Raw genomic sequence first — 21,390 nt, 5'->3', positions numbered from 1 at the left:
TCAAGCTGATGGTGCACGCACAGAGAGCCGGCGTTGCTGAGAGTCCGGCCGAACGCAAGTCAGTAAATGGACCACTGAGGGTTCCCCCGAAAGATCATCGAGTACGGGGAAACGTGTTGGCATACGTCAGTTGTCGCCGGGGTGTTGGCCCCGGGCTAAGCGTGATCATTAACTGCCAAGGGCAAAAACCCTAGGCGCAGTCTCATGATCAAACTAAGGTGGCACCGCGGGAAACCGTCCTTAACAAGTGAGTTTGTTATGGACGGTTTCTTTTTTTGTTGAGTGTGAACTGGCTCCTGCGCCAGTGAACGCGTTATGGCGCGCAACAGCATCGGAGAACTCCCCCTCCAACGCCAAGCACGCCGACCAAAAATACTTCCACGAGGTGGCACAAAATGAAAAAGTATAACTCCCTGGGACTAACCTGCATCACCCTAACCCTACTTCTAGCCGCATGCGGCCAATCAACCAAAGCAGCAACCAACCAACGTACTCTAAACGTTGCCGTCAGCACCGAAGCCAGATCCCTTGATCCAGCCCACGCAGTTGATGCAACCAGCGGCGCCATTCTGCAGCAAATCATGACGCCGTTGTATGACCACGACAAATCCGGCAAAATCATTCCGGCCATGGCCACCAAGGTCGTGAAACCAACCGACAATGGCAAAACCTACACCCTCACGTTACGCAAAGATGTCAAATGGAGCGACGGCACTCCGGTGACGGCCAAGGATTTTGTCTATTCACTCAAGCGGATTGTGGATCCGAAAACCAAAACCGAATTCGCGTACCAATATGATGCCATTGCCAATTATCAGGATATCGTCGACGGCAAAAAGTCACCCGATACCCTTGGTGTTTCCGCTCCAAGCAAATATGTGCTCAAAATCCAACTCAGTCAGCCGACACCCTATTTTTCCAGTCAGATGACCGGTTATTATCCGACCAATGAAGCGGCGGTGAAACGTTATGGTAAGAAATTTGGTTCAAGCGCCGACAAGATTGTGACGAACGGCGCGTATAAAATTAAAAATTTCAGCACCACTAGTGATAGTTGGGACTATGTGAAAGATCCGAACTTCTATGCGGCTAAAACCGTCAAGATCAATCACGTTCACGTCAACGTTTTGAAAGATTCCAGCACAGTCGATAACCTTTTTGCGACTGGCAAGTTAGACGATGCGCCGCTATCTGGGAACTTGATTCAAAAAGAAGCGCAAAACCCGGCCTTGACGAAGACACCGGCCGCCAATATGAACTATCTGCAACTCAATACCAAGAATCCGCAGCTTAATAACGTCAACTTGCGCCGTGCCATTTCAGCCGCACTTGATCGGCAGTCGCTCACAAGCAAAGTTCTACAGGATGGCTCTCAACCGGCCAAATCATTTGTACCTAAGGGCCTTAAAACCAATCCGACGACCGGAAAAGACTTTACTGAAGATGCCAAAACGCCCCTGACATATTCGCCAACCAAAGCCAAAGCGTATCTCAAGGCGGCATTGAAAGAGCTCAACACCGATAGCATCAGTTTCTCGATTCTCACGTCTGATGTCGATACTGACAAACAAGTCGGTGAATACATTCAGAGTCAGCTAACTAAGGTATTGCCACAGCTGAAAGTCACAGTCAGCAGCCTGCCAAAAATGACGCGCATTCAGCGATCGCTTGACGGCAAGTTTGACGCGGTCTTGATGAGTTGGAACTCAACGATTCAGGATCCGTCAGATTATCTAAACACGGCAACGGCGGATAACATTTCGAACTTTTCGAAGTTTAGCGATGAGCAGTTCACCGCGTTGATGAAAAAAGTCAACACCACCACCGGTCAAAGCGCCACCGCCCGCTATCAGCAAGAACTTGCCGCTAATGCTCGCGTAATTGATGTGGCTGGCTACATTCCGGTCTTTCAAAGTGCCAATAGTCGCCTGATCAACACCAAAGTCGGCGGCCTGCACTACAGCATGTTGCAACCGGCCGAATATCGCTATGCGTATTTCAAATAAGGTTATAAGAAAGCAGGCTTGAAAATGACTCTTCCGATGCAAGCATTTTTAACTCAGTATTTGCAGTTACGTTCGGTTTCGTTAGCGACCGACAATGAGATTGATGAAACAGCTGCCTTTTTAAGGGAACAATTTACCGAATTTGGCGCGACCACTAGCCGGATTTTAACCACCGAAGCGGCGAATCCAGCAGTTTACGCGGTTTTCCCGGGTCAATCCGCGGATGCGCCGACATTACTTTTCTATAATCACTATGATGTCCAACCGGCGGAACCCTTAGATTTATGGAAAAGTGATCCATTCCAATTAAAAATGACGGACACCCACCTGTATGCTCGCGGGATTAATGACGACAAAGGCGAATTAGCCGCGCGGTTGGCTGCCATCCAACGGTTACAAGCGCAAGGTGGCTTGCCTTGTACGATTAAGTTTCTTGTTGAAGGTGGGGAAGAACAAGGCAGTCCGCACTTGGAAGACTTGTTGAAGCAATATGCTGATTTGCTGGCGGCGGACTTTTGCTTGTGGGAATCCGGCGGCCGCAATGAGCAAGGCAAGTTTCAGATTTCGCTCGGCGTCAAAGGTGGCGTGGCGTTTCAGCTCAGCGTCAAGACGGCTGATTTTGATCTTCATTCCAGCTTAGGCGCGATCACCGAGAATCCGGCATGGCGCTTGGTGCAGGCACTGGCGACCTTGAAGAATGCCAAAGACGAGATCACGATTCCGCATTTTCTCGATGCCGTGAAGCCCTTGACCACCACCCAAAAGCAACTCATCGACAGTGCGGTCTTTGATTATGCGGCTTTTGCTAAGAACTATGGCATCACGCGTCCGGCGACCGTGCCGGCTGATGATATTAAAGAAGCGTTGTATAATCGGCCGAGCATGACGATCAACGGTTTTTCGAGCGGGTATGAAGGCCCGGGAATCGGTAAAACGATTTTGCCGCATACGGCGCTGGCCAAAATCGTTTTACGACTGGTTCCAGACCAAACGTCAGCCGAGACCGTGCGCTTAATCAAAGCGGCACTGACAGCCGGCGGTTATGATGACGTCATTGTGTCTGACTTTCTCGGCGAACCGCCTTTCCGAACCGATCCGGACGACCCGCGTGTGCAAGAAGCAGTGGCGCTGGCCAAGACGACTTATGGGGATGACGAGGTTCAAATCGAATTAAATTCACCAGGCAGCGGCCCGATGAAGTATTTTTACGACATCAATCACGCCCCGATTATTTCCTGCGGCATCGGCAATGCCAACTCGGCAGCGCACGGGCCCAATGAAAATGTGGCGATTGCGGATTATTTGCGGTTTATCGATTATTTGACGCAACTGGTGGGTAAGTTGGCGGTATAAAGCAGAGAAACTAACGAGTCCCCCTACTTGGCCTAAAAAGGCGGCTCAAGCTCCGGGACAATCTTGCTTAAAAAATAGAAGTTATAAAAAGTCTTACTCTAAAGTGAAAAACATAGCTGGATACCTAGAGCGATTATGAAATATTAAAGCTCAAAACTCTGATATATTAGTTTGTAACGGCAATACAGCATGTACACCTGAACACAAACGCTTAAAATCTTTTCCAAATGTTGGAAAAGATTTTTTTGATGGTCACTGTTATTCTATAACGAACGTTTCGAAAAAGGGTTGACTGGAAAACTTTTGGTCCTGTACACTGTTACCACATCTGGTATACATACAATATCACAAGAAGAATATGTTCTTTAGATGAAGGAGAGACATGATGGCCAAAGTTATCTACCTGGGATTAATCGCTTTTTTTTCGACAAAAATTCCATCATTCCAGGCTTCTTACCTTACGATAAGCTCTTAACACCGTATGACGAAGACAATGTAAAATAATCTCGGCAAAAGAGGTGGAAATGATATGTCTTTTGGGAACTCAATTAAACAAAAGCGTGAAGCAATGGCCTTAAGCAGATATCAGTTAGCGAAATCAGTTCATACGACGGTGACTCAAGTTGCAATCTGGGAATCTGGCCGCAAATATCCCAACATAAAACAGCTCATCATGATTAGTGATGAATTGGGACTAACCTTAGATGAATTGATAAAAGGAGATCCATCCTTTCAAAAGAAGATTATGATAGACAAAAACAATCATGATGCTGATATGATTGTTAGGTTTTCCATAATTCTCGAAATCGTTTTGTTTGTTGTGGGTATTCTTCTTATTTTTCATTATGCTTAATAGTTTAAGAGATTCAGCAATTCCAAACGCAAAGCAAAAACAAAGAGGCCGCACGCTATTTTACGCGTAGCCTCTTTCTTTTTGGGCAGATTAACCTTGCGAACTCGAAGAACTAGCAGAACTTGCTGATGATGAACTGCTGGATTCTTGCTGGCTTTGGTTAGACTCATTGCCGGTACTTGAAGCAGAAGATGTCGACTGACTGTTTGTGGCAGATGACTCGGAGCCGCTTGCTGAGGAACTTGGCACCGTCGAGGACGATACACTTGCTTCAGCGCTGGAAGTATCATCCGAAGCTGCTTGTTGGGCAGTGGCGATCGCCGGCAGCATTTGGTCGGTCAGTTGCTGGTTGTCAATATGTTTGAGTGCTGCCAAGGCAGCCTGAATCTCGCTGGTACTTAAGCCGGACTTGGGTTCTTTAAAATCGGCGTCAGTAAACAAGCTGGCTACTTTAGCCACGGCCGCTTCTTGATTGGACAGCTGGGCAACCTGTTTTTGATAAGTCTGAACGAATGTTGGCTTTTGTTTGGCCAGTTTGGCTAGCGCTTGCTGCGATTCGCTTGTCAATGTCTTCAACTCAGTCAATTTGGTTGGCTTTTGCGCCACTGCGTTTTTGACAGTTAACATTTGCTTGGCGGCGTCGACGTCCGCCTGGGCGCTGGCGAGCTGGTTAGCCTGCTCCGGTTCCGTGAGTTTGCGGCGTGCTGCTTGTAAACTAGCTTCCGCAGCGTCAATTTTTTCCTGACTAAGTTGCGCGGCAGGCAGTTGATGCGATGAGTCTTTGAATAAAGTATCGACTTGATTGGTAGCCGCTTGAACGGCGTGTGCTGATTGGGTGTCGGTCCAGGTGCTGTGCACGCCATAAAAAAGCGTGAAACAACCTGCGACTAGCGTGACGACGATGATCGAAAACAACGTCCTGCGCTTCATAAACGATTTCCTCCTGATGAGCGTGAGCAGGAGCGCTTAGAAATCGAATTGTAAGTGGCCTTGGGCGTGGGCCCGGACTTAGGCCATTGCGACCAAGGTCCTTACACGGAGATTTCTACGACTGCGAACGCCTTAATGTGCGAGATAATAAAAAAAGTTCAACTGAAAGCCGCTGCGTTCTAGACACATGATCATGAAACCCAAGTATCATCGAACAACAGCTGTCCAGTTACAAAAGTTTTTTTAAAAATACGTAATCTCTCTAGCAAAGCTTAATTCTAGCACGTTCCAGAAGAAAAGCAATGAAAACGGATACAAAACTGCCATAGCAGGGCTCACAAGCTCAAAAAGGCCCTTAAATTGCCATGTAAACCGCGCAATTTAAGGGCACTTTTTAGAAAGCTAGGAAAAACAAAGCTTGAAATCTATAACAATCATGATTTATTCAACATTAACGTGTTCGTGCAAGGCGTCGGCATTACTGGTGTCATCACGTTTAGCTAACTTTAGCGTGAGGGCATCCAAGGTGATGTGGACGGTTTGGTCGAACAAAGTCGAGAGCAGCTGGATTGATTTAACGCCGGCACCGGTTTTGGTTGCGCCAGGAACAATCACGACCGCATCAGCGAGTTTGGCCAGCGGCGAGTCAACGGCACTGGTAAAGGCCACAATGTTGAGGCCAAGTTTCTTGGCTGCTTCAGTATCGGCAACGATGCTTTTTGTGGTGCCCGAGCCGGAAACTGCGACCCAGGTATCGCCTTTTTGAATGGACGGCGTAATGGTTTCGCCCATCACATAGTCGGTATAGCCAATGTGCATGAGGCGCATGGCGAAGCCTTTTGCCTGAAAACCGCTGCGACCAGCGCCGATGACGAAGATGCGTTTGTCCTTGGTCAAGTATGGCATGGCCGCGTCTAATTGATCTTCATCGACGAGTGCCATGACTTGGTTGATTTCTGTCATAATATCCGGAATGACTTTCATGCGTTGATTGCCTCCATAAATTGTTGTGCCGTTGCGACTGGATCGGCTGCCTTGGTGATGGCGCTGCCGACAATCGCGATTTCGGTTAATCCTTGTGCGGCCAGCGCCGTCGCCCCTGCTAAATCAATCCCGCCGGCAATCGCCAGTCGCTTGAGTTGCGGAAAGGCGGCGTGAAAATCGGCCACCGTTGCGGTTGGATCAAGGTGATCTTGACGGTCAGTGCTGTGGTGCAACGCATAAATCGCATTTGGGAAAATACTGATGGCTTGCTGTTTGGTCGCATTAACCTCCATCAAGTCGATCATCATTTCTTTCTTCGCCGCATCCGTCGCCGCTGCCGTTGTTTTCAGAGTTGCCAGTGACGCCGCACCCATCACGGTTAAAATGTCGGCACCAGCTGCAAACCCTTGTTTGAATTCGTAGCCACCCTCGTCAATCGTTTTTAGATCAATGAGCAACTGTGATGAACGAATCGCCGCCCGCATTGCGCGAAAACCGGCGAGCCCCTCGTCCTTCACTAAGCTAGTGCCCATTTCGATAATCGCTACTTTGCCATCTAATTGTTGCGCTAATGCAACCGCATCGGCTAATGGTACCCGATCAATGGCCACCTGTAATTTCATTAAAAATCGTCTCCCATCACAGCCAGATTTTTGTCCAAAAATGCTTGCAGTTGCTCAGGCGTCGGATAACCATCATTATCGCCAGGCGCCTGAACTGCAAAAGCGCCAATTGCGTTTGCGCGGACGACTGCATCACGTTGGGACTTGCCTTCCATCAAGGCGGTAATCAGCCCCAAGGCAAAACCGTCACCGGCACCAACCGTATCAACGACCTGCGCCACCTTAAAGCCTTTCACCCAATAACCGGCTTCACCCTTATTCTTAACATACGCGCCTTTAGGACCGACTTTGACGACCACCGTTTGCGTGCGGTCGCTTTGATTGAGGTAAAAATCGGCAATCGTTTCCGGATCACGCGAGCCTACCAAAAGTTCCCCTTCGTTGTCGCCGGGCAAAATAATCTCGGCTTCTTTTGCCAGCTCGTTGAGTGTCGCGGCCATTTTTTGCGGACTGGACCACAACTGCGGGCGCAAGTTCGGGTCGAAGGTGGTCCGGATGTTGTGCTCATGCAGCAGGTCAATCAAGTGGCGAAAAGCAGCCAGTGCCTGTTCCGAAATTGCTGGGAAAATACCGGAAAGATGGGCGAATTTCACCTCCGAAAAATCAATGCGGTCGAGCGTTTTGGCATCGAAGTGGGCGGCCGCAGAACCCCGCCGGAAATAGAAAATATCCGGATCGCCGGTTGAAACCTTATTTTTAAGCTGGAACGCGGTCCAATAATCAGGCGTACTATCAATATAATCGGTTTGGATATGATTTTCACGCAACTGGTCCTTGATGAAATCGCCAAACGGATCTTCGCCTAGCCGCGTGATATATTGCGCCGAGTGACCTAAACGCGAAACCCCGACAGCCACATTAACCTCGGCTCCGGCCAGATACTTACGGAAGTTCAAGGCATCCTTGAGTGATTGATCTGTATCCTGTGAAGCAAAAAGCGCAATTGGTTCTCCGATGGTAAGAAATTCTGACATGGTATGTTCCCCCTCTTTAAATGAACGCAGATATTACAACAACACATAAGCCGCCAATAAATTCAAAATGGTGGCAATCCAAGCCCAAGGCAGTCCGGTTAGCAGAAACGTCTTGGTATCAAGCTTGGCATATTCAACCGACCAGAGATTCCAGGATTGGGTGATGTCGGCCGATACCGCCATCATGGTCGGGACAACGAGCAACCCGTATAAGAAGTAAGGCGGGAATAAACCGGTGGCGGTAAAAATTGCCGCCGTTGCCGCGCCTGCTCCATAAAGCATCAACGGGCCGCGGAAGTAGGACAGTGGTGCGATGACGATCATGATGAACACCATCAATAAGCGGCTATCAGGGATGATGTGTTTGAAAACCGCGGTGAATTGGCCCATGGTGTGGACTGCCGCGCTTTGAAACATGGTCAAGACCAACAACATGATCAGCAAACCAGCGATATCGCCAATGGCCGTTTTGGTCGTCGTGTTCATCATCTGGACAAAATGCACGTAAGATTTCATATTGCCGGTCATCGCAAACGCCAGGAGCGTCGCCAGCAACAATGCCGGAATCGCATCCCACTTGAAGAAAATGCTCATGGCCACGGGCAACACCGGCAGCAGATACGTGATCGGATTCACATCAGGCGGGACGCTTGTTTCCGGTGTCTCTGACTCGACAACGAAGGGCTTGCCGTTCCTGATTTTCCGAGCATAGAAAAGGATCATGGCGATGACAACCAGCATCTGAACAGCCATGGCGACAAAGCCGAACCGCAGATAATGATCACCCCAGGCAACGCCTTTGAAGAAAACGGTGAATTGGTTAAACAAAACCGGATTAATATACATGGCGGCGCCGATCGACAACGTGAAAATCGACACGGCAATATTTTTTGGGACACCCATTGAAAACATAATCGGGAAAAGAATGACCCCGACCGCGATCGCCGAGCCCACGCCATAGGCACTTGAGAAAATCAAGGCGGTGATAATGGCAATTAAAATGGTGGCAATCACCGGTGCCTTGCTGCCGACGCTTTGGGTGCGCCGGCTGATCGACCCGGCAATGCCGGTATCCACCAGCACACGGCCAAACCAGGAACCGAGAATGATATACAAAGCGGTTTTGCCGTAATTCAGCACGGGATCGGTGAAAATTTCTTTAATCGCGACGTTGAGTGGTATCAGTCCGATGATGGTCCACACAATCGCCATGACGAAGAACCCGACCGTCAAGTTGCCACCCCGCATCGCAAACGTAATGAATAAAACGAAAGTCAAAACAAGTAAAATACCGGTTATTAGACTCCCCATCTGAAGCGCCCCCTTAATACTTGTTCAACTCGCTTAAAATGCGTTGGTAACTAGAACGGATGCCGCTTTGATCAGGATCCTCAAAGAACTTGTTCTCAGTCGAGTTAAACCGCTCAGCGAGATAAAATGCCGACAAATACGCAGCTAAAGCTTCTTTACTGGCTGCCTCAATATCCACTTTTTCCGGTGACACCTGAATATTCAAAGACTTGATAAAATTCAGGGCGAATTGTTCCGGATCAATTTGCAAACGTTGGTTATTCATGTGCGTGACCCCCTAGCTTGCTCATCTTGCAGCAGTTTTTTGCCTGCCAAGATAATGCCGTGATGTGCGGTCGGATATTCCAAGGCGATGGGTACTGTTTCTGGCAAGATTGCCAAAATATCACGCCACGGCAGATCGCCTTGATCTAACGGAACGGTGACTGGCTTTTCGCCACCGGTCAGGTCGTCTTTCACGTGGATGTACCGCGTATACTGACGCAGCGCAGTCGCTGCCTTCAGCGGATCTTCGCCAACGAACGGCCAATTACCTAAATCGTAAACATAGCCGATCGGAATATTCGCCGCCGTAACGGCCTGAAGAAATGTCAAAACCGGCTGTAAGCGACCGCTCGTAGTGGTTTGATCATTTTCAATATTGATTTCGATCCCTTGTTGGGTCAGCGAAAGCAAGGCGCTGGCCAGATCACCGGAAAACTCGGCAAAAGCGCCGATGTTCCACTTGATCTTGGTCACGCCCATGGCTTTTGCTTCATCCAAGTAACCTTGAAGCTTTGGATTAACCTGGCCTTCAGCAACGAAAATTTCGTCAGGAACACTGTAGAAAAGCGTCAGCGAGTGATCCTTGGCAAGTTCAGCCACTTGTGGCAGTTCCTGGGCAATATCGCCAAAATATTCCCGCCTGACTTCAATGGTCGAAAAGCCCAAGTTGACCAACTCTGACACCAGGTCAGCCTGTGATTGGCCGGCCTGCCATTCAGAAGCGAACAATAAAAGATTGGCAACGATTGGTGCTGGCATGATTACAACCTCCTAAAAGTGAGCGCGAGCCGCCCCTCTGCGCTAAGGGGAAGCGTGTTACGTCGAACAAAAAGTTAACTTGATTCAAATTGGAAACCGGTTTCCTTAAAGAGCACATCGTTACTATACAAGCGCTTACAATCACGGTCAAGTAAAACGCCCGTTTTGTTTTGATTAAAATGTGCGGCCGAGGTAGCACGGCTTAAGAACGCAAAAATCGCTCCTAGAGATTTTATTCATCTCTAGAAGCGATTTACTTTGGTGTCAATTTTCAGAATCAAAATGATGAGCGAATGCGTACATCGGCGGGAATTTCCAGGCGCTGGACCGCAACCGGTTCGCCGGCGATTTGTTGCGCCAGTAATTGAGCTGCCGTTGTGCCGATGACGTCGGGATGTTGTGATACTGCGGAGATGCCTGGTGTGACCAACTCCGCCCAATCCCAGTCATCATAGCCGCTGATGGCAATATCTTGAGGGATGTGTAGGCCTTTTGCATGCAGCCAGCGCAGCGTTGCCATTAACAACCGGCCGTTCGCGGCAAAAACCAGTGGATGTGTTTGGGGATGTGCTTCGAGCCAGCTGGCCAGAGGTGCGACACTATCGCTTTCGGTTTCCAATAATGTCACCGTGGTCGTCGTATTTTTAAATGTGTCCAAAAAGGCTTGGTAACGGGATTGGCGCGTGGAAATCTGGGCGATCGGATTGATGAGGATCAGGATATCCCGGTAATGACTGTTGCGGATGACTTGTGCCAGTTTAGTGGTCGAGCGGTAGTCGTCGGCAGTGACAGTTGGCCAAGCGAGCGGGCGGGTCAAGCGGTCAACCAGAACCATAGGCGTCTGACTGTCACGAATCAGGTCGTAGTGATGGGCCACGGCACTTAACGGCTGCATGATAATCCCGTCAACATTCATACTCAGTAACATTTTCAACGCTTTTTCTTCGCGCTTCAGATCATTGGCCGCGTCATTGATCAGGATCTGATCCATCGACTGCTGCGTGACTTTGTTGATACCGCTGATTAATAAAGTCGAATAAATGTTGGAGATATCGGCAACCACAACGCCGATCAAGTGACTGCGGTGGGTTTTCAGCGAGCTGGCTTGGCGGCTGGGGGTATAGTTGAGCTCCGCAATCACCGCAGCAATGTGTGCCTTGGTGGCGTCCGACATATGTTCAAAACGCCCATTCAAATAGCGGGAAATCGTCGCTTTAGATACGCCGGCTTTCTGCGCCACATCTGTAATGGTGAGTTTCAATCGCGCCACCTCCGTTTGCTTTTTATTGTACGACGATTAGCGGACGGTTAACCAGTAACCGGCGCACCCCAAAATGATCAGCGCCACTAAGTTGAACACGGTGAACCCGACAAAAAAGCGTGCGTGTGGGCGACTGCCGTAAACCAAATACTGCTTGAAAACCAATAAGTTAGCCATCGATCCGACCAGCGTACCCACACCGCCGATATTGGAACCATAAAACAGCGCTTCAACATAGCCGGTAAATCGGGCCAACAGAACGGTGGATGGAACGTTGGAAATAACCTGACTGGTCAGGACCCCGCTTAAGTAAACCGAATCTTCTGAATTTTCAAGGCTGGCAATAAAGTGGGTCACCCATGGAATCTGTCCGACCACGCTGACAATCACAAAAAAACCGGCGAAAGTCAAAACAACCGCATAATCCACATCTTTCATGTCTTTTGGATCAAGGGCGACTGAAAGAAGAATCGCTAATACCGCGCCGACCCAGGCCGGTACGAGGCCGATCACTCCGGCAAAAACGACACACGCAACGATGACGGCAAAAATCGTCGGCCGGATTTGAATATGAATATGTTCCGTGGGCACGTTGGGTACCGGGACGTTGCGCAAAAACAGGCTTAGTAACACCAACACCAAGAAACTGCAGGCCAGCAAAGGGATTGACCAGCTGAAAAACTCTTTTAGATTAATCTGGAATTGATGCATCAGGAAAATATTGTGGGTGTTACCGAACGGAGTGAAGGCGCTACCAAAGTTGGCAGCCATTCCGATCAAGGTTACTGGGAGAATTTCCGGCAGTTGATATTTCTTGGCCACGCGCAGATATAACGGTATCAGCGTTAAAACCGTGACATCGTTGGAAAGAAACATGCTGGCAAAAATGGCAAGGAAAATAAACCACCACGTTAACTGGCGCGTGTTGTTCGCCCGGGACGTTAACCGATATGCCCAGTAATCAAGAATATGTAGGTGTTCGAAGATTTGAATCACCGTCATCATGGCAAGAATGGACCATAATGTGGCAAAACTTATGTCGCTTATTTTAGGCCGGCCTATGAATAGGCTTATGACGACCAACAAGCCGGTGATCTGCAGGACCCGATCTCTGATCAGACGCCGAATAACAATCATCAATTTACCTCATTTGAAAAAAACTCAACCTGTACATTTTGCGCTAAAAACCGAACAATGACAATAGCTAAACCCGACAGAACGTCTGGTATACTTGAATTAAGACAAGATTGTGGCATGAGCATGATGACGGGGGCAGCAAATAGCGTGAATATTAAAATCATTGGTGTCGGTAAGTTGAAAGAAAAGTACTTTCGCGAAGGCATTGCGGAGTACTTAAAACGAATGGACAAGTTCGCCAAAGTCAAGATTGTCGAGGTGGCGGATGAAAAAGCACCGGAGAATCTGTCCGAAGCCGAAATGGCGGAAGTCAAGGACAAGGAAGGTAAGCGCATTTTGACCAAAATCAAGGACAAGGAATGGGTCATTGCCCTAGCGATTGAAGGCAAGCAGCGCCCCTCCGAAGTCTTTGCGAAGGAGATTGCCGATCTTGGTACATATGGCCACTCGGATATTACCTTTGTGATCGGCGGCTCGCTTGGTCTGTCGCCGGCCGTCATGAAGCGCGCCAACGACACCTTGAGCTTCGGTAAATTGACCATGCCGCACCAGCTGATGCGCTTGGTGTTGATGGAGCAGATCTACCGCGCTTTTATGATTAATATTGGTAGTCCGTATCATAAGTGAGCGTGGACTTTGGAAGTGAAAAAATCACACTGTTTACCTTGCCAAAAAATATTTCTCTCAATTTTGGCCATTTCTAAGAGATATATTTTTAAAAGCGGCTGTTTCTTCAAATCTTCGAGATATATTGGCCAAAATCAGCAGGTATTTGTTCGATTGAGCCATCTAAGCAAGGAGGAAGATAATGACACCGGAAACTTATTTTACCCAAGCAAAGCAGGTGTTGGGTTTGCCGGGATCCACACCGTTACAAAGCGCGTATCAGTTTGGCGCTGAAGCAGATAAATTGGCAGCACTCGTGCTTGTTGGCAAAAAAACGGCAACAGCAAGTGCACGAGATCTATATGCTGTCGATGAACCATTGCCACAAGCAGGCGCGTATGATGTGATTTTAAATGCATCCAACGAACCTGTTTGTGTGACTTACACGGATGCTGTCGAAGTCCAGCCATTTTTAGCGGTGACGGCCGACCATACGTTTCGTGAAGGTGAGGGAGATCGCAGTTTAGCCTATTGGCGACAGGTTCACGAAGCATTTTTTAAAGCCGAGTATGCGGAAGAGGGTAAACAGTTTGATCCAGCGAAAGCGCGGATCGTTCTCGAATCGTTTCATGTTGTGTATCCGGTTTGATGATCGGCGCTCGACAACCTTTTGACATCATCAAAAAAGTCTCCGGTATGGGAGGCTTTTTCTGTAAGTAAATGTTCGTAAGTCAATAAATCTTAACTGCGGGCAGATCTAACTTTTTGCCCTCGATGATCTTCTGGTCAATCAAGCAGTTGAAGACTTGGTTACCAAAGAACTCGGCACTTTTGGCATCAAAATGATAAGCGTCCAGTAAGGTGCCGTTTTGCATGTCGATCATGTGGATGTTGGGGTCTTCCGAAGCTAGTTGAATCATGCTCTTTTCGACTTGCGGGTCGTATTGTTCGGAGTGATGGCTGACGGTGCCGCAGATGATCGGTAAGGTAGCGTTGCCGACTAACTGGCGGCAGTAGGTGAAGACAGCCTTGAGATTGTCGTAGTAATGATCGGCAGCGGCTTGCGAATAGGATTCGCGGTCGGCTTCGCCTTGATGCCACAGCATGGCCTTGATGTCGAGGTGTTGCTGACTCGCCGCAAGACACTGCTTGATGAGGTGGGTGAAGGCCAGCAGCAAGGAGTCATCAGGCGAAGCGAGTTCGTCAAAATGCGTGGTCCAGTGGCGATCACCGTCACCGGTTGGGTCGATCGATGTCCCGCCCTCGGAACATTTGATGACGTACAGACCTTGATAAGGCGTCCGTTGCAAAATGTTGTGATAGGTCACCAAGTCGAAGCCCCAGCGATCCTGAGATAAATCGCTGGTTTTTAAACTGGGTTGAAAGACGCCTTTATCGTGATCAGGGGTGTCGTTGCTGCAATAGTGGCAATCCGCCAGCGGCAGCTGAATGTCGGCAGGCAGTTCCGCCACGGGCACCCGTCCATCCATGTTGGACTGGCCGGCAGAGATAAGGGTGATCGGCGCTAGATCTTTTTCCAAAATAATCGCTCCATTCCTAAAAATTGAATGTGGTCGAGTCGTTGCTTCGAGCAGTTTTTACTGTCACCGCGTTTGTTTTGGCCCGAGACAACAAAGAGCACTTCTATGGATTCGGTTTTAGAGCGAACGAAACCCATAAAAGTACTCCCGCGATTAAAGTACAACAAAAGAAACTGTATGGCAAATCGTTGAGCATCTACAAGCGTGTGGTATGTCACAACTAAGGCGATGTGGCTGAAGTCAAGCCCAAAGAAGGCCATTATATTGGGCGAGATCAAAGACAAGATGCTTCACTGCCTTAGCAATTGATCGCGAGCAACACTTATTGAACGGAAAGATACCGGCTATCTTGGTTGGATCTCATCGCTCATAGATTTGGCCACGTTTGCCAGTCTTGACGACTAAGACGAGGAATTTTCCATCTCGGATATCTGCAATCACCCGGTAGTGGCCAACGCGATAGCGCCATAATGTGCCGAGTTTGCCCTCTAAAGCCTTTCCCCATGCACGTGGGTTATTATAGCCTTCGATATGGTCGTCCAGCCAACGAACGATCCGGCGCTGAACGGAGCGATCCAGTTTGCTAAATTCCTTGGCAGCTTTCTTATCGAATGCCCAATGATAAGACGGGGATACCATCAACTTAACCCAAGACGCTTGCGGATCTCAGCGCTAGAGACAGTTTCACCGTGACTTGCCTTTAGGTTGGCCATTGCGTCATTGTAGTCTTCTTCATCTTCCATTCGTTCAAGAACGGCTTCACGCATATACTTCGTGACAGAGACGCCATGAAAGTCAGCCAATTCTTTAACTTTTTTGTACTGGTCATCTTTGAATCGCAATGAAGTTACAGTTGTAGCAGTCATTTTGATCATCCTTCCTTATTTCTAAAAACATTATACCACAAAAAGGCTTCATTTGAAGTCTAATGCCTGCAAGCATAACTGACCAAACCAATTTTTGGACGCGCTGTAACAAAATTGCTGTTGAGGAAAATAAAAGAGCGGAATCACCTAGATGCAGTCAAAACTTATTCTGGATGTCATTATCCAATCTTATCTTCTTGTAAGATATCAAGTGAATTTGGGGTATGGGAGGCCCCTCATTGTGTTAAATTAGTAGCAAACCCTGATGTTGAAGGCGGATCGAGGTGAATCGGATGAATGAAAAACGCGAATTGCAAGTCAAAGCGGCCATTGCTGGCGCTTTGGACGCCGAAGACTGTATCATCAGCTTCTATTGTGCGCGGAAAAGTCAGTCAATCTATGTGATTCTTGGTCGTCCTATGAGCCAATATTTGGCCATCCGAATCAGTAACCACCGTGCTTTCAGCGGGTTTCAAAAAGTGCCGACATTTTTCTTGCGTTCACAAGCACAGCTGACTGAAGAGCTGACAGAATTTTTAAAAACGGCGACTTGGCTAACGTTTGATTATCAGGATTTCTTTGTGCTGTCACTGATTAAATACGGGCACCATCATGGGACAACGTTTCAAATTGATGATAGTTACGCGACCTTTTCCGAAGAATCGCAGGCTATGATTTTTTACCAGCTTATCCATTTAGGCAGGCGGCAGCAGGTGATGATGAACGCCTTGCCGGAGGATCTGAATCATGCGCTTGCCAAGCTTTATGCGTCGGATTTGATTGGCAGTTTTTCTAATCAGCAATCATTGCTGGTTTATCTTTCTGAAGGCGGTCGGCGGCTTTTGGACTTACATGCCGGTCAGTATATAGCACAATTTATGGAAGATTATGAGCAAGTGAATTGGCGCAACTTGAACTTGCCAGCGGTTGGATCATCGACTGAACAGCAACAGGATCAGGCGTGATGCCGGTCATCTTATTTTTAAAAAGGCGAGCGGAATGCAGCCAAAAAGCCTGATTCAAGGCAGCGACGTTTTTGGTACAAAGGGGTGTGGACTTGGAAAAAATCACAAATTTTCGCGAACTTGGCGGTTATCGCAACAAGAACAAGCAAATGGTCAAAAAAGGGTTGTTGTATCGCTCTGGGCAGCTTTTTGAACTGGATGATGCTCAAAAACGTTATCTGACCGAGACGGTGGGCATCCAGCACATCATTGACATGCGTAGTGCAGACGAACGCGCGCAGTTTCCCGACACGACCCTGCCAGGTGCGGCGTACACGGTGTTGGATATTTTGAAAGATGCCACCACCAACGACGCAAGCTTGGGTCATATGATAACCGAACAAGGCGATGTGCGCGAAAACATGTTGGCGACCTATGAACAGCTGGCGATGAGCGACTCGGCGCAGGCGGGCTACCACGCGTTTATCCACGACTTGCTGGCGGCACCGGAGCCCACTGTTTTTCACTGCTTTGCGGGAAAAGATCGCACCGGCGTCGGCGCCGCGATCATCTTGAAGTTGTTAGCAGTACCCGACGAAACGATCATGGCCGATTACTTGTTAACCAATCAAGAGCGCAAGACGGCAAATCAGGTGATTCTGGCTGATTTGAAAAAGCAGGGCGTTCCGGCTTCACAATTGCAGACCATTGCGGTGGCGCTGAAGGTGGATGCTGCGTATTTGGAGCACTATTTTCAGGTCATTGATACGAAGTTTGGCAGTTTTGACCAGTATTTGCGGCAGGGGTTGCAACTGACTGGTGAAGATGTTGATAGGTTTCGGGGATTGTATTTGCAGGATTAGCAGGTTAATCTGTCGCTGCTTGTTCGGTGTTTCTTTATTGGCGAACGGTAATTATTTATGAAGGGGCGTTACTTAATGCCGATAAAAATTGTTTTCGTTGATCGTGACGGGACGATTGGCGGGGATGGGCACTTTACGCCTATAGCCGAATTTGTGCCCTATGCCGGAAGTGTGGAAGGCATTCATGCTTTACGTGCAGCCGAGCTTCAGGTTTTTGCCTTGACCAATCAAACGCGGATCGCGGCTGGTGAGCTGGACGAGGCTGGATTGCGGCGCTCGCTCCTTGAACTGGGATGTTCAGACGCTTTTATCTGCCCGCACGCTGAAAATGCTAACTGTGATTGCCGCAAACCGAAAACCGGACTCTTGACTCAGGCACACTTAAAGTATCATTTTTCTAATCAGGAAGCTGTGATTATCGGTGACAGTTATCAGGCTGATATGCAATGTGCCAATCGCGCCGGCATTTTAGGTATCCACGTTGCCACCGGTCGCGGAGTAGCGGGCAGAGCTGATGTTTGTGGTAGATGGGTTGAATGTGCGGATTTAGCCGCTGCGGCAGAGTGGATCTTACGACATAATCAGCTGGAAAAAGAAGGTGACTAGGCATGACGAGCATTCATATTGTTAAAGCAACGCCCAAGACCGATTTTGCTGCCGTCAGCCGGGTTTATTACGACACTTGGCAGTCGGCCTATCGTCATCTGATTCCAGCAGGTTTTTTAAGACAGCTCACGCCAGCATCGTGGCATCCCGAAAAACGGTGGCAGAACACTTTTTTGGCAATCACTGGATCCGAAGAGATTGTCGGCGTTTGCAGCTTTGGTCATGCGCGCATGGCAGATTATGCAGGTTGGGGTGAATTATATTCGTTGTATGTTTTACCGCAATTCCAGCGGCAGCACGTCGGCAGTCAGCTGATTGAGCATGCGTTGAAACGACTTAGCCAAACCTATGCAAACAATTATGTGCGGGTGCTGAACAACAATCTTGCGGCTCAAAAGTTTTACCTGAAGTTTGGTTTTAAGAAGACGGACACAGTACTAGAAGATGTGACCAGATTTGGCACTATTCGCGAATTGATGATGATTCGGGAAGGGTAGACTAATCAACGAGCCTTTAAAAATATTGGTAATACTTGAATTTATGAGCTGAAAGAACGCACTTTTTGCTGTTATGCTACAGTCAAACCAAGCAATGTCATTGAAAGGTGTAGTGTATCATGTCTGATCAACCGATTTCACCTCAAGTTATGGCGAAATTCAAACAGTACTGGCCAAGATTCGAAAAGAGCAAGAACTACCGGGAGTTGTATGTGTATCCCGCCGTTAAAGAAAATGCACCCAATCTTATCTAGGCATTTCTCGCCGGTATGGAAGATATCATCGGTTTAAACCCAAGCGAGTGGACATCCGCGGACATTCAACAATACGTGGATAGTTTTGCTGACGAGAAACCCGATGAGGTTGAGGCAATGATTCTCTTATCGGACAGTCTGGACTTAATTGAGACTTTCTTGGTGTGGTTGTCGGCAAGGCATGTGGTTCATATCAAGCAGATGGCTATTACACAAATAATGATGACACCCCGAATGGATTTGTCAGACCGTATTGACGCCACGTTCACAAGCGGTGAAACGGACGATCTGGGCGATGGCGAGGATATGTCTGATGCGTTCACAGATGAAGACCCATGGGACCAAGACAATTTGTATCAGCCGGACGAATTCTATCAAAGCGAGCCACACGTCGACAAAATTGGTGATCAGCAATGGCAATTGGCCACTGCAACAAGTGTTCACGATCAATTGCTTAAGTACATAAAATTGGCATGGGCAGCCGAAGACAGTCAGGATCTGCGTGATGCTTATCCTCAATCAGTGGTCATTGATGTGGTTGTTCAGATGGGTGATGCGCTTTATGCCCAACATTTAGAAACCTTACAGACATGGGAACCGGAACACTTTCTTGACTACATCACCAACACTATTCATACACAGTCATTAGAAAAATCTCAGGCACTCATTGCCAGTTGGATGCATCTACTTTTGTATTTAATTTTCAATGACAAGATCGAAAGAGAGCATGGTGATGAACTGCTTGCGATGTTTGCGCGTGGAGCACAATTATTGCCCAAGCCAAAACCAAAAGGCAGAGCTATCTCGCTATCTGACTATAAACGGGGCAAGCGGAAGAATAAGAAACGTCGTAAAAAACGTTAGTCAACAGCTACACAAGTGCACGTTGTGCGGCGGGACTAACTTATCTGAGGGCTCACCTATACTCTAAAATTCTAACAATGAGGTCATCGAAAGGGACAATTGCTATGTCTTCTCCACAAGTTTCACCGCACGTCCTGACTATCTTTAATCAATATTGGCCAGAATTTAGTAAAAGTAAAGAATATCAGGGATTAAATCTACCTCATGAGGTTAGCAGTATCGCGCCAACAATCATTCAACAATATCTTAATAGCATGAATGATCGGACTGGGCTAACCCTGTCAGAATGGACAGTTTCGGATATGAAGCGAAGTGCAAAGGCTTTGATCGCTGATGCTCCTAAAAATCATCTGGGTGTGACTGTTGCAGCGGCAAGCTTGTTGATGATTCAACAGTTTCTAAAGTGGCTTGCCACAACGGGTGCGCTTCGTGTGCCACAAAGTACGATTAAGGTATTGCTGCTACCCATGATGCTAAAGCTTATTACCTTTCATAAGCTACATCACAGAAACCATTGAATGCCAAACTGGACACGTTTGCTTGTGTGTAACTAATAGGATCGGTAAGAATCGTTAAGCAGGAATCGGGGAAACTTTTTTCGCGATATCCAATTTGACACCGCCGCAAAAGTGTGAAATGATACCTAACAGCAGCAATTTAAATAACCAGTCACTACCGGGTGACAGTATCGCAACCGCATTAGGTCAATGTAGCGGTTGCGGGTACTGTCACCCTTTTTTGTTTGGCTGTGATGGTTGATGACTGGCATTTAATCACAGGAGGAAACAAACATGCAGTGGTTTTATTTAGTTTTAGCAGGCGGTTTTGAAGTCGTTTGGGCAACGTTTATGAAGTTGTCGCACGGTTTTTCCCGATTAGGTTTTACCTTAGCTACGTTGGCAGGGATGATTTTAAGCTTTGGCTTTCTTGCGCTGGCGGTCAAGCATCTGCCGTTAAGTCTGGCATATCCGGTTTGGACTGGGATCGGTGCGGTGGGTTCGATCATTGTTGGTGTCGTTTTGTTTAAAGATCAACTGCAGCCGGCAACTTGGCTTTTCATCGCGTTGTTGGTCATCGGAATCGTCGGCATTAAAGTGACCAGTGGCGATTAATCGAAAAACAACCGTTGTGAAAGAAGCGCTAAAAAGGCGCATTCCAGCTGCAGATGGAATGCGCCTTTTGTTTACTTGGTACTGATGCATTAGTTTTCGTCAAGCGATGACTACAGGATCCCACGAGGTTGGCTAATTGAACTTAGCTCTTCATGAATGTCGTTCTCCATAAAATCCTTTAATTTATGCCACCACATCAAGGCTTCAGGATCAAGCTTAAAACCTTGTAAGCCAATTAAGCGCACGAATCTCCCATATAAATGTGCTAACGCATAGTCAAGAGCTCTAGGAGAATGCTTTTTTGATGAATTGAAGATGCTCAATGCTTCATCAAGAACTTCCTGAGCTGACTGAACATCAGGATCTCTGCGAGGCATCTTCTGGAAGCTAAGATTCAAACCGGTCAGAAGATAAAAGGCCATATTTCGATTGACGGTATTCATGACTTTCCTGCTTTCCATAATGGAACCTACCGACGAGGTATTTAGAAAATGATTATGGCAGATGTTGTCCCAAAGCCCCACCAATTGCAGAATTAATTGTATTGTTTATGACATTGCCAACAACAGTATCCCAATTAACTCGGCACTTACCATTTCGCATATTCGCCATGGTATATGGATATCCATTACGACATTCGATGTTATCGCTAATGCTGCTGAACGGCGAGTAATAGCCAGGTGTAACGGACGCTTCTGCGGTATGGGGTGGAGAAAAAAGTGTACCCCCTGTAACCAGCCCCAACGAAACAGACAACAAAAGTAGAACTTTTTTCATGACAA

The 21,390-nt window shown here is 47.8% G+C and carries 26 protein-coding genes; 12 read left to right on the top strand and 14 right to left on the bottom strand.

The genetic code is table 11. From position 1 onward, the window contains the following. Positions 1-395 precede the first annotated feature (395 nt). The 3 genes from LACPH_RS13665 (at position 396) to LACPH_RS13655 (ending at position 4,212) form a co-directional block, all read left to right on the top strand. Positions 396-2,006: a peptide ABC transporter substrate-binding protein gene (locus tag LACPH_RS13665; RefSeq protein WP_274785286.1), complete on the top strand. Its 1,611-nt coding sequence runs from the start codon at positions 396-398 to the stop codon at positions 2,004-2,006. A gap of 24 nt (positions 2,007-2,030) precedes the next feature. Beyond that, positions 2,031-3,359 carry a M20 family metallopeptidase gene (locus LACPH_RS13660; RefSeq protein WP_306387067.1) on the top strand — a complete coding sequence of 443 codons (1,329 nt, stop codon included), beginning with the start codon at positions 2,031-2,033 and terminating at the stop codon, positions 3,357-3,359. A 529-nt stretch (positions 3,360-3,888) separates the two neighbouring features. Next, positions 3,889-4,212 carry a helix-turn-helix domain-containing protein gene (locus LACPH_RS13655; protein WP_274785284.1) on the top strand — a complete coding sequence of 108 codons (324 nt, stop codon included), beginning with the start codon at positions 3,889-3,891 and terminating at the stop codon, positions 4,210-4,212. 90 nt (positions 4,213-4,302) lie between these two features. On the opposite strand, the gene LACPH_RS13650 is transcribed toward LACPH_RS13655, so the two are convergent. From LACPH_RS13650 to LACPH_RS13610, 9 genes are all read right to left on the bottom strand, one after another. Beyond that, positions 4,303-5,142: a hypothetical protein gene (locus tag LACPH_RS13650; protein ID WP_274785283.1), complete on the bottom strand. Its 840-nt coding sequence runs from the start codon at positions 5,140-5,142 to the stop codon at positions 4,303-4,305. A 441-nt stretch (positions 5,143-5,583) separates the two neighbouring features. After that, on the bottom strand, positions 5,584-6,126 hold the full coding sequence (gene hxlB / locus LACPH_RS13645) for a 6-phospho-3-hexuloisomerase (RefSeq protein WP_274785282.1): 543 nt from the start codon (positions 6,124-6,126) through the stop codon (positions 5,584-5,586). After that, positions 6,123-6,749, bottom strand: a complete 627-nt coding sequence (locus LACPH_RS13640; protein WP_274785281.1) for an orotidine 5'-phosphate decarboxylase / HUMPS family protein — start codon at positions 6,747-6,749, stop codon at positions 6,123-6,125. The genes hxlB and LACPH_RS13640 overlap by 4 nt, the downstream gene beginning before the upstream one ends. After that, on the bottom strand, positions 6,749-7,723 hold the full coding sequence (locus tag LACPH_RS13635; RefSeq protein WP_274785280.1) for a sugar kinase: 975 nt from the start codon (positions 7,721-7,723) through the stop codon (positions 6,749-6,751). The genes LACPH_RS13640 and LACPH_RS13635 overlap by 1 nt, the downstream gene beginning before the upstream one ends. A 33-nt stretch (positions 7,724-7,756) precedes the next feature. Continuing rightward, positions 7,757-9,034 (bottom strand): gluconate:proton symporter, encoded by a 1,278-nt coding sequence (locus LACPH_RS13630; protein ID WP_274785279.1) that lies wholly within the window; start codon positions 9,032-9,034, stop codon positions 7,757-7,759. 13 nt (positions 9,035-9,047) lie between these two features. Then, entirely contained in the window at positions 9,048-9,299 is a 252-nt protein-coding gene (locus LACPH_RS13625; RefSeq protein ID WP_010490551.1) for a hypothetical protein, read from the bottom strand. Continuing rightward, positions 9,296-10,057, bottom strand: coding sequence for a sugar phosphate isomerase/epimerase family protein (locus tag LACPH_RS13620; RefSeq protein ID WP_274785278.1), 762 nt, complete (start codon positions 10,055-10,057; stop codon positions 9,296-9,298). Before LACPH_RS13620 ends, LACPH_RS13625 begins: the two co-directional genes overlap by 4 nt. Before the next feature lie 277 nt (positions 10,058-10,334). Next, entirely contained in the window at positions 10,335-11,318 is a 984-nt protein-coding gene (locus LACPH_RS13615) for a LacI family DNA-binding transcriptional regulator (RefSeq protein ID WP_274785277.1), read from the bottom strand. A gap of 36 nt (positions 11,319-11,354) precedes the next feature. Continuing rightward, positions 11,355-12,455, bottom strand: coding sequence for an SLC13 family permease (locus LACPH_RS13610; protein WP_274785276.1), 1,101 nt, complete (start codon positions 12,453-12,455; stop codon positions 11,355-11,357). Between the two features lie 147 nt (positions 12,456-12,602). On the opposite strand from LACPH_RS13610, the gene rlmH reads away from it, so the two are divergent. Together rlmH and LACPH_RS13600 are read left to right on the top strand one after the other, a co-directional pair. Next, positions 12,603-13,082 carry a 23S rRNA (pseudouridine(1915)-N(3))-methyltransferase RlmH gene (gene rlmH, locus LACPH_RS13605; RefSeq protein WP_274785275.1) on the top strand — a complete coding sequence of 160 codons (480 nt, stop codon included), beginning with the start codon at positions 12,603-12,605 and terminating at the stop codon, positions 13,080-13,082. Positions 13,083-13,263: 181 nt separating this feature from the next. Beyond that, positions 13,264-13,710, top strand: a complete 447-nt coding sequence (locus tag LACPH_RS13600; RefSeq protein WP_274785274.1) for an ASCH domain-containing protein — start codon at positions 13,264-13,266, stop codon at positions 13,708-13,710. 82 nt (positions 13,711-13,792) lie between these two features. Here LACPH_RS13600 and LACPH_RS13595 read toward each other — a convergent pair whose 3' ends face one another. The 3 genes from LACPH_RS13595 to relB form a co-directional block, all read right to left on the bottom strand. Next, positions 13,793-14,602 carry a sialate O-acetylesterase gene (locus LACPH_RS13595; protein WP_274785273.1) on the bottom strand — a complete coding sequence of 270 codons (810 nt, stop codon included), beginning with the start codon at positions 14,600-14,602 and terminating at the stop codon, positions 13,793-13,795. A gap of 360 nt (positions 14,603-14,962) precedes the next feature. Then, on the bottom strand, positions 14,963-15,241 hold the full coding sequence (locus tag LACPH_RS13590) for a type II toxin-antitoxin system RelE family toxin (RefSeq protein ID WP_070651164.1): 279 nt from the start codon (positions 15,239-15,241) through the stop codon (positions 14,963-14,965). Then, positions 15,241-15,468, bottom strand: coding sequence for a type II toxin-antitoxin system RelB family antitoxin (gene relB / locus LACPH_RS13585; RefSeq protein WP_274785272.1), 228 nt, complete (start codon positions 15,466-15,468; stop codon positions 15,241-15,243). The genes LACPH_RS13590 and relB overlap by 1 nt, the downstream gene beginning before the upstream one ends. Before the next feature lie 293 nt (positions 15,469-15,761). On the opposite strand from relB, the gene LACPH_RS13580 reads away from it, so the two are divergent. The 7 genes from LACPH_RS13580 (at position 15,762) to LACPH_RS13550 (ending at position 20,608) form a co-directional block, all read left to right on the top strand. Continuing rightward, entirely contained in the window at positions 15,762-16,433 is a 672-nt protein-coding gene (locus tag LACPH_RS13580; protein WP_274785271.1) for a hypothetical protein, read from the top strand. Positions 16,434-16,519: 86 nt separating this feature from the next. After that, positions 16,520-17,275: a tyrosine-protein phosphatase gene (locus tag LACPH_RS13575; RefSeq protein ID WP_274785288.1), complete on the top strand. Its 756-nt coding sequence runs from the start codon at positions 16,520-16,522 to the stop codon at positions 17,273-17,275. A gap of 75 nt (positions 17,276-17,350) precedes the next feature. After that, positions 17,351-17,881, top strand: coding sequence for an HAD-IIIA family hydrolase (locus tag LACPH_RS13570; protein ID WP_274785270.1), 531 nt, complete (start codon positions 17,351-17,353; stop codon positions 17,879-17,881). A gap of 2 nt (positions 17,882-17,883) precedes the next feature. Continuing rightward, complete coding sequence (locus tag LACPH_RS13565; protein WP_274785269.1) at positions 17,884-18,378, top strand: GNAT family N-acetyltransferase; 495 nt, start codon at positions 17,884-17,886, stop codon at positions 18,376-18,378. A 269-nt stretch (positions 18,379-18,647) separates the two neighbouring features. Next, entirely contained in the window at positions 18,648-19,496 is an 849-nt protein-coding gene (locus LACPH_RS13560) for a hypothetical protein (RefSeq protein ID WP_274785268.1), read from the top strand. A 104-nt stretch (positions 19,497-19,600) separates the two neighbouring features. Then, entirely contained in the window at positions 19,601-20,014 is a 414-nt protein-coding gene (locus tag LACPH_RS13555; RefSeq protein ID WP_306387066.1) for a hypothetical protein, read from the top strand. Between the two features lie 273 nt (positions 20,015-20,287). Next, positions 20,288-20,608, top strand: a complete 321-nt coding sequence (locus LACPH_RS13550; RefSeq protein WP_010490584.1) for a DMT family transporter — start codon at positions 20,288-20,290, stop codon at positions 20,606-20,608. A 110-nt stretch (positions 20,609-20,718) separates the two neighbouring features. Here the strand turns inward: LACPH_RS13550 and LACPH_RS13545 are convergent, their stop codons facing one another. Both LACPH_RS13545 and LACPH_RS13540 read right to left on the bottom strand, forming a co-directional pair. Then, entirely contained in the window at positions 20,719-21,051 is a 333-nt protein-coding gene (locus tag LACPH_RS13545) for a hypothetical protein (RefSeq protein WP_274785266.1), read from the bottom strand. Positions 21,052-21,103: 52 nt separating this feature from the next. Further along, positions 21,104-21,385 carry a hypothetical protein gene (locus LACPH_RS13540; protein WP_274785265.1) on the bottom strand — a complete coding sequence of 94 codons (282 nt, stop codon included), beginning with the start codon at positions 21,383-21,385 and terminating at the stop codon, positions 21,104-21,106. Positions 21,386-21,390: the final 5 nt, after the last annotated feature.

The sequence above is a fragment of the Lacticaseibacillus parahuelsenbergensis genome (genome assembly GCF_030770265.1).
GTDB classification, from domain to species: domain Bacteria; phylum Bacillota; class Bacilli; order Lactobacillales; family Lactobacillaceae; genus Lacticaseibacillus; species Lacticaseibacillus casei.
Note: the sequence above shows the minus strand (reverse complement) of the source record. Positions and strands in the feature narration are given on the sequence as shown.

Excerpts from the sequence above, each read along its gene's own strand:
- LACPH_RS13610 (WP_274785276.1), bottom strand. The coding sequence starts at position 12,455 with ATGATTGTTATTCGGCGTCTGATCAGAGATCGGGTCCTGCAGATCACC.
- LACPH_RS13665 (WP_274785286.1), top strand. The coding sequence starts at position 396 with ATGAAAAAGTATAACTCCCTGGGACTAACCTGCATCACCCTAACCCTA.
- LACPH_RS13560 (WP_274785268.1), top strand. The coding sequence starts at position 18,648 with ATGGAAGATATCATCGGTTTAAACCCAAGCGAGTGGACATCCGCGGAC.
- LACPH_RS13640 (WP_274785281.1), bottom strand. The coding sequence starts at position 6,749 with ATGAAATTACAGGTGGCCATTGATCGGGTACCATTAGCCGATGCGGTT.
- LACPH_RS13600 (WP_274785274.1), top strand. The coding sequence starts at position 13,264 with ATGACACCGGAAACTTATTTTACCCAAGCAAAGCAGGTGTTGGGTTTG.
- LACPH_RS13565 (WP_274785269.1), top strand. The coding sequence starts at position 17,884 with ATGACGAGCATTCATATTGTTAAAGCAACGCCCAAGACCGATTTTGCT.
- LACPH_RS13655 (WP_274785284.1), top strand. The coding sequence starts at position 3,889 with ATGTCTTTTGGGAACTCAATTAAACAAAAGCGTGAAGCAATGGCCTTA.
- LACPH_RS13660 (WP_306387067.1), top strand. The coding sequence starts at position 2,031 with ATGACTCTTCCGATGCAAGCATTTTTAACTCAGTATTTGCAGTTACGT.
- LACPH_RS13620 (WP_274785278.1), bottom strand. The coding sequence starts at position 10,057 with ATGCCAGCACCAATCGTTGCCAATCTTTTATTGTTCGCTTCTGAATGG.
- hxlB (WP_274785282.1), bottom strand. The coding sequence starts at position 6,126 with ATGAAAGTCATTCCGGATATTATGACAGAAATCAACCAAGTCATGGCA.
- LACPH_RS13545 (WP_274785266.1), bottom strand. The coding sequence starts at position 21,051 with ATGAATACCGTCAATCGAAATATGGCCTTTTATCTTCTGACCGGTTTG.
- LACPH_RS13580 (WP_274785271.1), top strand. The coding sequence starts at position 15,762 with ATGAATGAAAAACGCGAATTGCAAGTCAAAGCGGCCATTGCTGGCGCT.
- LACPH_RS13570 (WP_274785270.1), top strand. The coding sequence starts at position 17,351 with ATGCCGATAAAAATTGTTTTCGTTGATCGTGACGGGACGATTGGCGGG.
- LACPH_RS13625 (WP_010490551.1), bottom strand. The coding sequence starts at position 9,299 with ATGAATAACCAACGTTTGCAAATTGATCCGGAACAATTCGCCCTGAAT.
- LACPH_RS13550 (WP_010490584.1), top strand. The coding sequence starts at position 20,288 with ATGCAGTGGTTTTATTTAGTTTTAGCAGGCGGTTTTGAAGTCGTTTGG.
- relB (WP_274785272.1), bottom strand. The coding sequence starts at position 15,468 with ATGACTGCTACAACTGTAACTTCATTGCGATTCAAAGATGACCAGTAC.
- LACPH_RS13630 (WP_274785279.1), bottom strand. The coding sequence starts at position 9,034 with ATGGGGAGTCTAATAACCGGTATTTTACTTGTTTTGACTTTCGTTTTA.
- LACPH_RS13635 (WP_274785280.1), bottom strand. The coding sequence starts at position 7,723 with ATGTCAGAATTTCTTACCATCGGAGAACCAATTGCGCTTTTTGCTTCA.
- LACPH_RS13555 (WP_306387066.1), top strand. The coding sequence starts at position 19,601 with ATGTCTTCTCCACAAGTTTCACCGCACGTCCTGACTATCTTTAATCAA.
- LACPH_RS13590 (WP_070651164.1), bottom strand. The coding sequence starts at position 15,241 with ATGGTATCCCCGTCTTATCATTGGGCATTCGATAAGAAAGCTGCCAAG.
- LACPH_RS13650 (WP_274785283.1), bottom strand. The coding sequence starts at position 5,142 with ATGAAGCGCAGGACGTTGTTTTCGATCATCGTCGTCACGCTAGTCGCA.
- LACPH_RS13540 (WP_274785265.1), bottom strand. The coding sequence starts at position 21,385 with ATGAAAAAAGTTCTACTTTTGTTGTCTGTTTCGTTGGGGCTGGTTACA.